We start from the raw sequence: 15,249 nt of genomic DNA on the forward strand, positions 1-15,249 counted from the left end.
TAGAGAATTATTGAGATTCGGTATCATACCGAGAGCAATAATAAATTAAGAGCAAGCGAAGATACTTTCAGAATTAAGCCCGGCGGCGCAGATAAGTTTGCTATTCGCCTCGCAAGAACGTGGGCTTACAGATTGACAATAAGGGTGGAGTAACATAAGTTCAGGAGTGAGGGTAGAGCGGGGTTTCCCCCGCCCTGGTAGTCTTAGTAAGCTGGCCAGCTAATGACTAAGAGCACCACGATGATGAGTATCTTCATCATGACCCTTTCCTTATTTAGGCCCCTTCCTCGGGAGGGGCTTTCCCGTTTCAGCGTCCCGCTGAAATCGTCGGCTTACCTCCTTTCGCCATGTACGCAGTCTATCGCTGACTCGTGGATAACATAGTTTCCTGCGTCATTACTGGATGCGCGCTCGCAAAGTGCACCACCATTCAGACTATTCGCGAAACTGTTTCATAATTCCTCCATTTTTCTCCCTTATTGGCTGGCTACACTAGTAACATTGCGCGAAACGTTTCAGGAAGAGAAACTATTAACGATGAAAGACAGTTATAAATCCCGTTGGGTAATCGTAATCGTGGTGGTTATCGCCGCCATCGCCGCATTCTGGTTCTGGCAAGGCCGCAATGAATCCCAGAGCGCAGCGCCAGGTGCGACGAAACAAGCACAGCAGCCGCCAGCGGGTGGTCGCCGTGGTATGCGTTCCGGCCCTTTAGCACCAGTACAGGCGGCAACCGCCATTGAACAGGCCGTTCCGCGTTATCTCACCGGGCTTGGCACTATTACCGCCGCTAATACTGTTACGGTGCGCAGCCGCGTGGACGGTCAGTTGATGGCGTTGCATTTCCAGGAAGGCCAGCAGGTCAAAGCAGGCGATTTACTGGCAGAGATTGACCCCAGCCAGTTCAAAGTTGCATTAGCACAAGCCCAGGGGCAACTGGCAAAAGATAAAGCCACGCTTGCCAACGCGCGCCGTGATTTGGCGCGTTATCAACAACTGGCAAAAACCAATCTCGTATCTCGTCAGGAACTGGATGCCCAACAGGCGCTGGTCAGTGAAACCGAAGGCACCATTAAGGCTGATGAAGCGAGCGTCGCCAGCGCGCAACTGCAACTCGACTGGAGCCGTATTACCGCGCCAGTCGATGGTCGCGTTGGCCTCAAGCAGGTTGATGTCGGTAACCAAATCTCCAGCGGCGATACCACTGGCATTGTGGTGATCACCCAGACGCATCCTATCGATTTGCTCTTTTCCCTGCCGGAAAGCGATATCGCAACCGTCGTGCAGGCGCAAAAAGCCGGAAAACCGCTGGTGGTAGAAGCCTGGGATCGCACCAACTCGAAGAAGTTAAGTGAAGGTACGCTGTTAAGTCTCGATAACCAAATCGATACCACTACTGGCACCATTAAAGTAAAAGCACGCTTTAATAATCAGGATGATGCGCTGTTTCCCAACCAGTTTGTTAACACGCGCATGTTAGTCGACACCGAACAAAACGCCGTGGTGATCCCAACCGCTGCCCTGCAAATGGGTAACGAAGGCCACTTTGTCTGGGTGCTGAATAGCGAAAACAAGGTCAGCAAACATCTGGTGACGCCGGGCATTCAGGACAGTCAGAAAGTGGTGATCCGCGCGGGTATTTCCGCAGGCGATCGCGTGGTGACAGACGGCATTGATCGCCTGACCGAAGGGGCGAAAGTGGAAGTCGTGGAAGCTCAGAGCGCCACCGCACCGGAAGAGAAAGCCACCAGCCGCGAATACGCGAAAAAAGGAGCGCGTTCCTGATGCAGGTGTTACCTCCGAGCAGCACAGGCGGCCCGTCGCGCCTGTTTATTATGCGTCCTGTCGCCACCACGCTGCTGATGGTGGCGATCTTACTCGCCGGGATTATCGGTTATCGCGCCCTGCCCGTTTCGGCGCTACCGGAAGTAGACTACCCGACTATTCAGGTGGTCACGCTCTACCCCGGCGCCAGCCCGGATGTCATGACCTCTGCCGTTACCGCGCCGCTCGAACGCCAGTTTGGGCAGATGTCTGGCCTGAAACAGATGTCGTCGCAGAGTTCCGGCGGTGCGTCAGTTATCACCTTGCAGTTCCAGCTAACATTGCCGCTGGATGTCGCCGAGCAGGAAGTGCAGGCCGCGATTAACGCCGCCACTAACCTGCTACCGGGCGATCTGCCTAATCCGCCGGTTTACAGCAAAGTGAACCCGGCAGATCCGCCGATCATGACGCTTGCCGTCACCTCAACCGCCATGCCGATGACGCAGGTGGAAGATATGGTGGAAACCCGCGTCGCGCAGAAAATCTCGCAGATTTCCGGCGTCGGGCTGGTGACGCTTTCCGGCGGTCAGCGTCCGGCTGTTCGCGTCAAACTTAACGCCCAGGCGATTGCCGCCCTCGGCCTGACCAGCGAAACCGTGCGCACCGCCATTACCGGCGCTAACGTCAACTCGGCAAAAGGTAGCCTCGACGGCCCTTCCCGCGCGGTCACGCTTTCCGCGAACGACCAGATGCAATCCGCAGAAGAGTATCGCCAGTTGATTATCGCTTACCAGAACGGCGCGCCGATTCGTCTTGGCGATGTCGCTACTGTCGAGCAAGGCGCAGAAAACAGCTGGCTCGGCGCATGGGCGAACAAAGAACAGGCCATTGTGATGAATGTTCAGCGCCAGCCCGGTGCTAACATTATCTCCACCGCCGACAGCATCCGGCAGATGCTGCCGCAGCTTACCGAGAGTTTGCCGAAATCGGTAAAAGTGACGGTGCTTTCTGACCGCACCACCAACATCCGCGCATCAGTCGACGATACCCAGTTTGAACTAATGATGGCTATCGCGCTGGTAGTCATGATTATCTACCTGTTTTTGCGCAATATTCCGGCGACCATCATTCCCGGCGTCGCAGTGCCGCTGTCATTAATCGGCACCTTCGCAGTCATGGTGTTTCTCGATTTTTCGATCAATAACCTGACGCTGATGGCACTAACTATCGCCACCGGATTCGTGGTGGATGACGCCATCGTGGTGATCGAAAATATTTCCCGCTATATCGAAAAAGGTGAAAAACCGTTGGCGGCGGCGCTCAAAGGCGCAGGTGAAATCGGCTTTACCATTATCTCGCTGACCTTCTCGCTGATTGCAGTGCTGATCCCGCTGCTGTTTATGGGCGATATCGTCGGGCGACTGTTCCGCGAATTTGCCATTACTCTGGCGGTAGCGATTTTGATCTCAGCCGTGGTGTCGCTGACTCTGACGCCGATGATGTGCGCGCGGATGCTCAGCCAGGAGTCGCTGCGTAAACAAAACCGCTTCTCCCGCGCCTCGGAGAAAATGTTCGACGGGATAATCGCCGCCTATGGTCGGGGGCTTGCGAAAGTGCTGAATCATCCGTGGCTGACCTTAAGCGTGGCGCTCAGCACCCTGCTGCTTAGCGTACTGCTGTGGGTGTTCATTCCGAAAGGCTTCTTCCCGGTGCAGGACAACGGCATTATTCAGGGCACCCTGCAGGCACCGCAATCCAGCTCCTTTGCCAATATGGCCCAGCGACAACGCCAGGTTGCGGACGTGATTTTGCAGGATCCGGCGGTGCAAAGTTTGACCTCATTTGTTGGCGTTGATGGCACTAACCCGTCGCTGAATAGTGCGCGTTTGCAGATCAACCTCAAACCGTTGGATGAACGTGATGACCGGGTGCAAAAAGTCATCGCCCGTCTGCAAACGGCGGTGGATAAAGTGCTGGGCGTCGATCTCTTCCTGCAACCGACGCAGGATCTGACCATCGATACCCAGGTCAGCCGCACGCAGTACCAGTTTACCTTGCAGGCAACTTCGCTGGATGCGCTCAGCACCTGGGTGCCGCAGTTGATGGAAAAGCTCCAGCAGCTTCCACAGCTTTCTGATGTCTCCAGCGACTGGCAGGACAAAGGGCTGGTGGCGTATGTCAATGTTGATCGCGACAGCGCCAGCCGTCTGGGTATCAGCATGGCGGATGTCGATAACGCCCTGTACAACGCGTTTGGTCAGCGGTTGATTTCCACTATTTATACTCAGGCCAACCAGTATCGCGTGGTGCTGGAGCACAACACTGAAAATACCCCTGGGCTGGCGGCGCTGGATACCATTCGCCTGACCAGCAGCGATGGCGGCGTGGTGCCACTTAGCTCTATAGCCAAAATTGAGCAGCGTTTTGCGCCGCTCTCCATCAACCATCTGGATCAGTTCCCGGTCACCACCATCTCCTTTAACGTGCCGGATAACTATTCGCTGGGCGATGCGGTGCAGGCGATTATGGACACCGAGAAGACGCTGAATCTGCCAGTGGATATCACCACGCAGTTCCAGGGTAGCACCCTCGCCTTCCAGTCGGCGCTGGGCAGCACTGTCTGGCTGATTGTCGCGGCGGTGGTGGCGATGTATATCGTGCTCGGCATTCTGTATGAAAGTTTTATTCACCCGATCACCATTCTCTCGACGCTGCCCACCGCAGGTGTCGGCGCATTGCTGGCGTTACTAATTGCCGGTAGTGAACTGGATGTGATTGCGATTATCGGCATTATTTTGCTGATCGGTATTGTGAAGAAAAACGCCATCATGATGATCGACTTCGCGCTGGCTGCCGAGCGCGAGCAAGGCATGTCGCCGCGCGATGCCATTTACCAGGCTTGTCTGCTGCGTTTTCGTCCGATCCTGATGACCACCCTGGCAGCTCTGCTTGGCGCGTTGCCGCTGATGTTGAGTACCGGAGTCGGCGCGGAACTGCGCCGTCCGTTAGGCATTGGCATGGTCGGCGGTCTGGTTGTCAGCCAGGTGCTGACGCTGTTTACCACGCCGGTGATTTATCTGCTGTTCGACCGTCTGGCATTGTGGGCAAAAAGTCGCTTTGCCCGTCATGAAGAGGAGGCGTAAGTGAAGTTTTTTGCCCTCTTCATTTACCGCCCGGTGGCGACGATTTTACTGTCGGTTGCCATTACCCTGTGCGGCATACTGGGCTTCCGTATGCTGCCGGTCGCCCCGCTGCCGCAGGTCGATTTTCCGGTGATTATGGTCAGCGCCTCGCTGCCTGGGGCGTCGCCAGAGACAATGGCGTCTTCCGTTGCCACGCCGCTGGAACGCTCACTTGGGCGCATTGCCGGGGTCAGTGAGATGACCTCCAGCAGCTCGCTCGGCAGCACGCGCATTATTTTGCAGTTTGATTTTGACCGGGATATCAACGGCGCGGCGCGCGATGTGCAGGCGGCAATCAACGCCGCACAAAGCCTGTTGCCCAGCGGGATGCCCAGCCGTCCGACCTATCGCAAAGCGAACCCGTCAGATGCGCCAATTATGATCCTGACGCTGACATCCGATACTTATTCCCAGGGTGAATTGTACGATTTCGCCTCGACGCAGCTGGCGCCGACGATTGCGCAAATCGATGGCGTCGGTGATGTCGATGTCGGCGGCAGCTCGCTGCCTGCGGTGCGCGTCGGGCTGAATCCGCAGGCGCTGTTTAATCAGGGCGTGTCGCTGGACGATGTGCGCACCGCCATCAGCAATGCCAACGTGCGTAAACCGCAAGGGGCGCTGGAAGATGATATCCACCGCTGGCAGATCCAGACTAACGATGAACTGAAAACAGCCGCTGAATATCAGCCGCTGATTATTCATTACAACAACGGCGGCGCGGTTCGTCTGGGCGATGTGGCGACGGTGACCGACTCGGTGCAGGATGTGCGCAACGCCGGGATGACCAACGCCAAACCGGCTATTTTGCTGATGATCCGCAAACTGCCGGAAGCCAATATTATCCAGACGGTAGACAGCATCCGGGCAAAATTACCGGAGTTGCAGGAGACCATTCCGGCGGCGATTGATCTGCAAATTGCCCAGGATCGCTCCCCCACCATTCGCGCCTCGCTGGAAGAAGTCGAGCAAACGCTGATTATCTCGGTGGCGCTGGTTATTCTGGTGGTCTTTTTATTTCTGCGTTCAGGTCGCGCCACCATTATTCCTGCCGTTGCGGTGCCCGTTTCGCTGATTGGTACGTTTGCGGCGATGTATCTGTGCGGATTCAGTCTCAATAATCTGTCGCTAATGGCGCTCACCATCGCCACAGGCTTTGTCGTGGATGACGCCATCGTGGTTCTGGAAAACATTGCCCGTCATCTGGAGGCGGGGATGAAACCGCTACAGGCCGCGCTGCAAGGTACTCGCGAAGTCGGCTTTACGGTACTGTCGATGAGTCTGTCACTGGTGGCGGTGTTCCTGCCGCTGCTGTTGATGGGCGGATTGCCGGGGCGCCTGTTACGCGAATTTGCCGTGACACTTTCTGTCGCCATTGGTATTTCGTTGCTTGTATCCCTGACGTTAACGCCAATGATGTGTGGCTGGATGCTGAAAGCCAGCAAGCCGCGTGAACAAACACGGCTACGCGGTTTTGGCCGGATGCTGGTTGCGCTGCAACAAGGCTATGGTAAGTCGCTGAAATGGGTACTCAATCACACCCGTCTGGTGGGCGTGGTGCTGCTTGGCACCATTGCGCTGAATATCTGGTTGTATATCTCGATCCCGAAAACCTTCTTCCCGGAGCAGGACACCGGTGTGCTGATGGGCGGGATACAGGCGGATCAGAGTATTTCGTTTCAGGCGATGCGCGGTAAGTTGCAGGATTTCATGAAAATTATCCGTGACGATCCGGCAGTGGATAATGTCACCGGATTTACCGGCGGTTCGCGAGTGAACAGCGGGATGATGTTTATCACCCTCAAGCCACGCGACGAACGCAGCGAAACGGCGCAGCAAATTATCGACCGTCTGCGCGTGAAGCTGGCAAAAGAGCCGGGGGCGAATCTGTTCCTGATGGCGGTACAGGATATTCGCGTTGGTGGGCGTCAGTCGAACGCCAGCTACCAGTACACGTTGTTATCCGACGACCTGGCGGCACTGCGCGAATGGGAGCCGAAAATCCGCAAAAAACTGGCGACATTGCCGGAACTGGCGGACGTGAATTCAGACCAGCAGGACAACGGCGCAGAGATGAACCTGGTTTACGATCGTGACACCATGGCGCGGCTGGGAATCGACGTGCAGGCCGCTAACAGTCTGCTGAATAACGCCTTTGGTCAGAGGCAAATCTCGACCATTTACCAGCCGATGAACCAGTATAAAGTGGTGATGGAAGTGGATCCGCGCTATACCCAGGACATCAGCGCGCTGGAAAAAATGTTCGTCATTAATAACGAAGGAAAAGCGATCCCGCTCTCGTATTTTGCCAAATGGCAACCGGCGAATGCCCCGTTGTCGGTGAATCATCAGGGATTATCGGCGGCCTCGACCATCTCGTTCAACCTGCCGACCGGGAAATCGCTCTCGGACGCCAGTGCGGCAATCGATCGCGCAATGACCCAGCTTGGCGTGCCTTCGACGGTGCGCGGCAGTTTTGCCGGAACGGCGCAGGTGTTCCAGGAGACGATGAACTCGCAGGTGATCCTGATTATCGCGGCGATCGCCACGGTCTATATCGTGCTGGGAATGTTGTACGAGAGCTACGTGCACCCGCTGACCATTCTCTCCACCCTGCCCTCGGCGGGCGTTGGGGCGCTGCTGGCGCTGGAGCTGTTCAATGCCCCGTTCAGCCTAATAGCCCTGATAGGGATCATGTTATTAATCGGCATTGTGAAGAAAAACGCCATCATGATGGTCGATTTTGCGCTCGAAGCTCAAAGAAATGGAAATCTGGCGCCACAGGAAGCCATTTTCCAGGCCTGTCTGCTGCGTTTTCGCCCGATTATGATGACTACCCTCGCGGCACTGTTTGGTGCGCTGCCGCTGGTGTTGTCGGGCGGCGACGGCTCGGAACTGCGTCAACCATTGGGGATCACCATTGTCGGCGGTCTGGTAATGAGTCAGCTCCTGACGCTGTATACCACGCCGGTGGTGTATCTCTTTTTCGACCGTCTGCGGCTGCGTTTTTCGCGAAAATCTAAAGAAACGGTAACCGAGTAAATGACAGATCTTCCTGACAGCACCCGCTGGCAATTATGGATTGTGGCTTTCGGCTTCTTTATGCAGTCGCTGGATACCACCATCGTCAACACCGCGCTTCCCTCGATGGCGCAAAGCCTGGGGGAAAGCCCGCTGCATATGCACATGGTCATTGTCTCTTATGTACTGACCGTGGCGGTGATGCTGCCTGCCAGCGGCTGGCTGGCGGACAAAGTTGGCGTGCGCAATATTTTCTTTACCGCTATCGTGCTGTTTACCCTCGGTTCGCTGTTTTGCGCGCTCTCCGGCACGCTGAATGAACTGTTGCTGGCACGTGCGTTACAGGGCGTGGGCGGTGCGATGATGGTGCCTGTTGGCAGGCTAACGGTGATGAAAATTGTTCCGCGCGAGCAATATATGGCGGCGATGACCTTTGTCACGCTGCCCGGTCAGGTCGGCCCACTGCTCGGTCCGGCGCTCGGCGGTCTGCTGGTGGAGTACGCCTCGTGGCACTGGATCTTTTTGATCAACATTCCGGTAGGGATTATCGGTGCGATCGCCACACTAATGTTAATGCCAAACTACACCATGCAGACGCGGCGCTTCGATCTCTCTGGCTTTCTGTTGCTGGCGGTTGGCATGGCAGTATTAACGCTGGCGCTGGATGGCAGTAAAGGCACAGGACTTTCGCCGCTGACGATTGCTGGCCTGGTGGCGGTTGGCGTAGTGGCACTGGTGCTTTATCTGCTGCACGCCAGAAATAACAACCGCGCCCTTTTCAGTCTGAACCTGTTCCGCACCCGCACCTTTTCGCTGGGTCTGGCGGGGAGTTTTGCCGGACGTATTGGCAGCGGTATGTTGCCCTTTATGACGCCGGTTTTCTTGCAGATTGGCCTCGGTTTCTCGCCGTTCCATGCCGGACTGATGATGATCCCGATGGTGCTCGGCAGCATGGGAATGAAGCGGATTGTGGTGCAGGTGGTTAACCGCTTTGGTTATCGCCGGGTACTGGTGGCAACCACGCTGGGTCTGTCGTTGGTCACGCTGCTGTTTATGACCACCGCGCTGCTTGGCTGGTACTACGTTTTACCGTTCGTCCTGTTTTTACAAGGGATGGTCAACTCAACGCGTTTCTCCTCCATGAACACCCTGACACTGAAAGATCTACCAGACAATCTGGCCAGCAGCGGCAACAGCCTGCTGTCGATGATTATGCAATTGTCGATGAGCATCGGTGTGACCATCGCCGGGCTGCTGCTGGGGCTTTTTGGCTCCCAACATGTCAGCGTTGACAGCGGCACCACACAAACCGTCTTTATGTACACCTGGCTTAGCATGGCGTTTCTCATCGCCCTTCCGGCGTTCATCTTTGCCAGGGTTCCGAACGATACGCATCAAAACGTGGCTATTTCGCGGAGAAAAAGGAGCGCGCAATGAAGTTCTGGCGACCCGGCATTACCGGCAAACTGTTTCTGGCGATCTTCGCCACCTGCATTGTGTTATTGATCACGATGCACTGGGCGGTACGTATCAGTTTTGAGCGCGGCTTTATCGATTACATTAAGCATGGTAATGAACAGCGGCTGCAAATGCTCGGAGATGCACTTGGCGAGCAGTACGCCCAGCACGGTAACTGGCGCTTTCTGCGTAATAACGATCGTTTTGTATTTCAGATACTGCGCTCATTTGAACATGATAATAATGAAGACAAACCGGGTCCCGGTATGCCGCCACACGGCTGGCGTACTCAGTTCTGGGTGGTTGATCAAAACAACAAAGTGCTGGTTGGCCCACGCTCTCCCATTCCACTGGACGGTACACGGCGCCCTATTCTGGTCAATGGTGTTGAAGTTGGCGCGGTGATCGCCTCACCCGTTGAACGGTTAACCCGCAATACCGATATCAATTTCGATAAACAACAGCGGCAAACCAGTTGGCTGATTGTCGCTTTATCTACCTTACTGGCGGCGCTGGCGACATTCCCACTGGCGCGCGGTTTGCTGGCTCCAGTGAAACGACTGGTGGATGGCACGCACAAACTTGCGGCGGGCGATTTTACCACTCGCGTGACGCCCACCAGCGAAGATGAATTAGGAAAACTGGCTCAGGACTTTAACCAGCTCGCCAGCACGCTGGAGAAAAACCAACAGATGCGCCGCGATTTTATGGCTGATATCTCTCACGAACTGCGCACGCCTTTAGCAGTACTGCGTGGGGAACTGGAAGCCATTCAGGATGGCGTGCGTAAATTTACGCCCGAGACAGTGGCGTCTTTACAGGCGGAGGTCGGTACACTGACCAAACTGGTTGACGATCTCCATCAGTTATCGATGTCTGATGAAGGTGCCCTCGCCTATCAAAAAGCACCGGTAGATCTGATCCCACTGCTGGAAGTGGCGGGCGGCGCATTTCGCGAACGATTCGCCAGCCGTGGCCTGAAGCTGCAATTTTCCCTGCCGGATAGCATCACCGTATTTGGCGATCGCGACCGTTTAATGCAGTTATTCAATAACTTACTGGAAAACAGTCTACGTTACACAGACAGCGGCGGCAGCCTGCAAATCTCCGCCGAGCAGCGCGACAAAACGGTACGTCTGACTTTTGCCGACAGTGCGCCGGGCGTCAGCGACGAACAACTGCAAAAATTGTTTGAGCGTTTTTACCGCACCGAAGGTTCCCGCAACCGTGCCAGCGGCGGTTCCGGCCTGGGACTGGCGATTTGCCTTAACATTGTTGAAGCGCACAATGGTCGCATTGTTGCCACTCATTCGCCTTTTGGCGGGGTAAGCATTACAGTAGAGTTACCGCTGGAACGGGATTTACAGAGAGAAGTATGACCGAGTTACCAATCGACGAAAACACACCGCGTATTTTGATCGTGGAAGATGAACCGAAGCTGGGGCAGTTGCTCATTGATTATCTGCGTGCTGCGAGCTATGCGCCGACCCTTATCAGCCACGGTGATCAGGTACTGCCGTATGTGCGCCAGACACCACCGGATCTGATCCTGTTGGATCTGATGCTACCAGGCACTGATGGTCTGACACTTTGCCGGGAAATTCGTCGTTTTTCCGATGTCCCCATCGTGATGGTTACGGCAAAAATCGAAGAAATCGACCGTTTGCTGGGGCTGGAGATTGGCGCCGATGACTATATCTGCAAACCGTACAGCCCACGGGAAGTGGTGGCGCGTGTTAAGACCATTTTGCGCCGCTGCAAACCGCAGCGCGAGTTGCAGCAACAGGATGCCGAAAGCCCGTTGATTATCGACGAAGGTCGTTTTCAGGCTTCATGGCGTGGCAAAATGCTTGATCTGACACCTGCAGAGTTTCGCCTTTTGAAAACGCTCTCCCATGAACCGGGAAAAGTATTCTCTCGCGAGCAATTACTCAATCATCTTTATGACGATTACCGCGTGGTAACCGACCGCACCATCGACAGCCACATTAAAAACCTGCGCCGTAAACTGGAGGCGCTGGACGAAGAGCAGTCCTTTATCCGTGCCGTTTACGGTGTTGGTTACCGCTGGGAAGCTGACGCCTGTCGTATCGTTTAATATATCTTTGCCCTGGTGAGAGCTGAATTTCCTGTTTATTAACCCGTCATGCCCCTCTCTGAAAGGAGAGGGATAAAACCGTATCCGCATTCAGATTCCTGCATATTTATCAGTAATCTCCCCCACCCTTTAGAGGGTATTCCCCTGATTGGCAGTCAACTGAATATCACCCATACTTAAATCGTTACATACTGTTTTCGATACGCAATTTCAATCAAGGAGTCATTATGGCTGGTTGGTTTGAACTCAATAAGAGCAGTGAAAATCAGTTCCGGTTTGTGCTAAAAGCGGGCAATGGTGAGATCATTCTCACCAGCGAACTGTATACCTCAAAAGCCGCTGCGGAAAAGGGCATTGCCTCGGTGCAAAGCAACAGCCCGCAGGACGAACGCTATGAGAAAAAAACAGCGAGCAACGGCAAATTTTATTTCAATCTGAAAGCTGGCAATCATCAGATAATCGGTTCCAGCCAGATGTATGCCACCGCTCAATCACGCGAAGTCGGAATTGCTTCTGTAAAAACCAATGGCGCAAGTCAGAAGGTGAAAGACAATACTTAATAGTTAAGCCGGGCGTAACTCAGTTGCGTCCGGCTTTATTTCCAATAAACACTTATTTATTGATGATTAAGATTAATCTGCGCCATTAAAACAATGGGAGGATAAGTTTCATATTAGGTGAAGGCATTTTTGTTCTTCCTTTTGAACGCCACCTTATTTATTTCCTGCAATCACCAGGGGAAATTATCGTCATTCGCATCCTTAACCAAAACCAGGACGCTACCAGACATTTGCACTGGAGCTAAACCCGCCGATTGCGCTACAATGCCCGCCCTTAAAGTGGGGGCACTCCCCTAACCGCTTCATCAGGTGGAGCGGATCTGACCTGTCATCAGAACGAGAGAATTATGTTTAAACCGGAACTCCTTTCCCCGGCGGGAACGCTGAAAAATATGCGTTACGCTTTCGCTTATGGCGCAGATGCTGTTTATGCGGGTCAGCCGCGTTACTCCCTGCGTGTGCGCAACAACGAATTCAACCACGAAAATCTTCAGCTCGGCATCAATGAAGCCCATGCGCTGGGGAAAAAGTTTTATGTCGTGGTCAACATTGCGCCGCATAACGCTAAGCTGAAAACCTTTATCCGTGACCTGAAACCGGTAGTGGAAATGGGGCCGGATGCGCTGATTATGTCCGATCCGGGGCTGATTATGCTGGTGCGTGAGCACTTCCCTGAAATGCCGATCCACCTTTCGGTGCAGGCCAACGCCGTAAACTGGGCAACGGTAAAATTCTGGCAGCAAATGGGCCTGACTCGCGTGATCCTCTCCCGCGAACTGTCGCTGGAAGAGATTGAAGAGATCCGCAATCAGGTGCCGGATATGGAACTCGAAATTTTCGTTCACGGCGCATTATGCATGGCCTACTCCGGTCGCTGCCTGCTCTCTGGCTACATCAACAAACGCGACCCGAACCAGGGCACCTGCACCAACGCCTGCCGCTGGGAGTACAACGTCCAGGAAGGTAAAGAAGATGACGTCGGCAACATCGTACACAAATACGAGCCGATTCCGGTGCAAAACGTCGAACCGACGCTGGGTATCGGCGCGCCAACTGACAAAGTGTTTATGATTGAGGAAGCCCAGCGTCCGGGCGAATATATGACCGCGTTTGAAGATGAACACGGCACTTACATCATGAACTCGAAAGATCTGCGTGCCATCGCCCATGTTGAACGCCTGACTAAAATGGGTGTGCATTCGCTGAAAATCGAAGGCCGTACCAAATCTTTCTATTATTGCGCACGCACCGCGCAGGTTTATCGTAAAGCTATCGATGACGCCGCTGCGGGCAAACCGTTCGATACCAGCCTGCTGGAAACTCTGGAAGGTCTGGCGCATCGCGGTTACACCGAAGGTTTCCTGCGTCGCCATACTCACGACGATTATCAGAACTACGAATACGGTTATTCCGTTTCTGACCGCCAGCAGTTTGTTGGTGAGTTTACCGGTGAACGCAAAGGTGAGCTCGCTGCGGTGGCAGTGAAAAATAAATTCTCCGTTGGCGACAGTCTTGAGCTGATGACGCCACAGGGCAACATCAACTTTACCCTTGAGCATATGGAAAATGCCAAAGGTGAAGCGATGCCGGTTGCACCTGGCGATGGTTATACCGTGTGGCTCCCGGTTCCGCAGGATCTTGAGCTCAATTACGCACTGCTGATGCGTAATTTCTCTGGTGAAACCACGCGTAACCCGCACGGTAAGTGATTAATTTCGATTATTTTTCCCGGATGGAAAATTCTTAGAAACCGATCACATACAGCTGCATTTATTAAGGTTATCATCCGTTTCGCTGAAAAACATAACCCATAAAATGCTAGCTGTACCAGGAACCACCTCCTTAGCCTGTGTAATCTCCCTTACACGGGCTTATTTTTTACATACAACAAATTGAAATAAAAGGATTTATTTCTGGTCACGTCCACACATTGACCACATCGACAAAAAAGCCCCTCGACTGAGGGGCTTCCTGTTTGTAATTACATCCACATAATTTGCTGCCCTGACGGCAACGGGTGCGGCCTTACGGCGTGGACTTCTCCCGGCTTCACGATGTATCGCTGTACCGACTCATAAGTGATGAACGTGGCGCTGCAATTCACGTTCTGGCACTGGTGATAACGCTCTTTTGTCGTGTCAGTGATATAGCGGCTTGTACGCGCATGTGCGGCATGCTGGCATAAAGGACAATGAAACATCGCGAGCACCTCTTCCGGTTTTGTTGATGGTGCCATTCTAGTTAATTTATCCTTATAAAACAAACAGATAAAAGAAAAACATCACTCATCATCTTCTGTTTCGTACTCCACATCAGAAAGCCTGACCTCAAGCTCTAAGGACGTCGTGAAGCCGCTATTATTCAGAAAATGTGTCACCTTAGTGATTGTCCAGTCCTGCTCGTCTATGACGCGCTTAAAGCCTGACACTCTAACCGGTGTTTCCGTGTAAATATCTGCCCGACCGGTAGCCAGGCTGATGGAGAACTCCGCCACACCCCGTTGCAGTTTATCCCACTTCGCCTGAGCGGCGCGCATGGCCTGCGCTTTTGTGGCATATACCGTAGTCAGGGCAAAAACGTTATCAGCCTCACCGGCCATGTATTCACCTTCGCGCGCTTCCGGTACTTTAGGCGCTTTCTTCTGCCTGACCGGTTTCGCTTTCGGGTGCTCCAGTGCGCGCAGGTGTTTTTCTTTCTTTTTGCGTTTCAGTTTTACCTTCTGCTTTTGCGGCTTCGGGTCTTTGGTGTGTAACCACTTTGCCGTTACGCCGGTGTAAGCTCCACGGTCAGCAATCGCAAAATGATGACGGTCGCCGTCGCTGCGGGTGATGGTAATCTGCGGGATTTTTTTACCGCTGGCCGTCACCCCCTGCCCCGCTTTGAGAAACAGCAGTTTTCCCATTTTTACCGACACCTCGCCGCCGTTGCGTTCAGCAAGACGGGTCAGGAATTTCACATCAGACTCCTGCGACTGGTCGATGTGCGGGATTTTAATTCCGGCCAGTGACGGAGCGACACTGGCCTCCAGCCTGTTACGGGAGGCTATCGCCTCAACAATCGCACCGAGCGTGGTGTCATGCCAGGAGCCTTCCCGGCGGGAATTGAGCGTCCCGCGAAAATCTGCACTCCGGGCGCGGATGGTGACCACATCCGGCGCGCCCCGGTGTTC

The 15,249-nt window shown here is 54.1% G+C and carries 11 protein-coding genes and 1 pseudogene; 9 read left to right on the forward strand and 3 right to left on the reverse strand.

All coding sequences use genetic code 11. From position 1 onward, the window contains the following. Window positions 1-203 precede the first annotated feature (203 nt). Entirely contained in the window at window positions 204-260 is a 57-nt protein-coding gene (locus WES_RS24110; RefSeq protein WP_100692412.1) for a type I toxin-antitoxin system Ibs family toxin, read from the reverse strand. A gap of 277 nt (window positions 261-537) precedes the next feature. Between WES_RS24110 and mdtA the strand changes: the two genes are divergently transcribed. The 9 genes and pseudogenes from mdtA (at window position 538) to yegQ (ending at window position 13,789) form a co-directional block, all read left to right on the forward strand. Then, complete coding sequence (gene mdtA / locus WES_RS08005; RefSeq protein WP_016158531.1) at window positions 538-1,785, forward strand: multidrug efflux RND transporter subunit MdtA; 1,248 nt, start codon at window positions 538-540, stop codon at window positions 1,783-1,785. Then, window positions 1,785-4,907 (forward strand): multidrug efflux RND transporter permease subunit MdtB, encoded by a 3,123-nt coding sequence (mdtB, locus tag WES_RS08000; protein ID WP_016158532.1) that lies wholly within the window; start codon window positions 1,785-1,787, stop codon window positions 4,905-4,907. Before mdtA ends, mdtB begins: the two co-directional genes overlap by 1 nt. Beyond that, window positions 4,908-7,985, forward strand: coding sequence for a multidrug efflux RND transporter permease subunit MdtC (mdtC, locus tag WES_RS07995; protein ID WP_016158533.1), 3,078 nt, complete (start codon window positions 4,908-4,910; stop codon window positions 7,983-7,985). It abuts the gene before it with no gap. After that, window positions 7,986-9,401, forward strand: coding sequence for an MFS transporter (locus WES_RS07990; RefSeq protein ID WP_016158534.1), 1,416 nt, complete (start codon window positions 7,986-7,988; stop codon window positions 9,399-9,401). Further along, a complete protein-coding gene (baeS, locus tag WES_RS07985; protein ID WP_000675166.1) occupies window positions 9,398-10,801 on the forward strand; it encodes an envelope stress sensor histidine kinase BaeS in 1,404 nt (467 codons plus the stop codon). Before WES_RS07990 ends, baeS begins: the two co-directional genes overlap by 4 nt. Beyond that, on the forward strand, window positions 10,798-11,520 hold the full coding sequence (baeR, locus tag WES_RS07980) for an envelope stress response regulator BaeR (protein ID WP_016158537.1): 723 nt from the start codon (window positions 10,798-10,800) through the stop codon (window positions 11,518-11,520). The genes baeS and baeR overlap by 4 nt, the downstream gene beginning before the upstream one ends. 227 nt (window positions 11,521-11,747) lie before the next feature. Next, window positions 11,748-12,080 carry a YegP family protein gene (locus WES_RS07975; RefSeq protein ID WP_000929406.1) on the forward strand — a complete coding sequence of 111 codons (333 nt, stop codon included), beginning with the start codon at window positions 11,748-11,750 and terminating at the stop codon, window positions 12,078-12,080. A 113-nt stretch (window positions 12,081-12,193) separates the two neighbouring features. Continuing rightward, window positions 12,194-12,325, forward strand: a pseudogene (locus tag WES_RS24555) (type II toxin-antitoxin system RelE/ParE family toxin); the annotation flags it as partial. A gap of 102 nt (window positions 12,326-12,427) precedes the next feature. Continuing rightward, entirely contained in the window at window positions 12,428-13,789 is a 1,362-nt protein-coding gene (gene yegQ / locus WES_RS07970) for a prephenate-dependent tRNA uridine(34) hydroxylase TrhP (protein WP_000476031.1), read from the forward strand. A gap of 272 nt (window positions 13,790-14,061) precedes the next feature. Here the strand turns inward: yegQ and ogrK are convergent, their stop codons facing one another. Then, window positions 14,062-14,280: a prophage transcriptional regulator OgrK gene (gene ogrK / locus WES_RS22850; RefSeq protein WP_000468308.1), complete on the reverse strand. Its 219-nt coding sequence runs from the start codon at window positions 14,278-14,280 to the stop codon at window positions 14,062-14,064. 81 nt (window positions 14,281-14,361) lie between these two features. Next, the coding region (locus tag WES_RS07960; protein ID WP_016235226.1) for a phage late control D family protein at window positions 14,362-15,249 on the reverse strand (888 nt) is incomplete at its 5' end.

This window comes from Escherichia sp. KTE31, from assembly GCF_000407925.1.
Classification (GTDB): Bacteria; Pseudomonadota; Gammaproteobacteria; order Enterobacterales; family Enterobacteriaceae; genus Escherichia; species Escherichia ruysiae.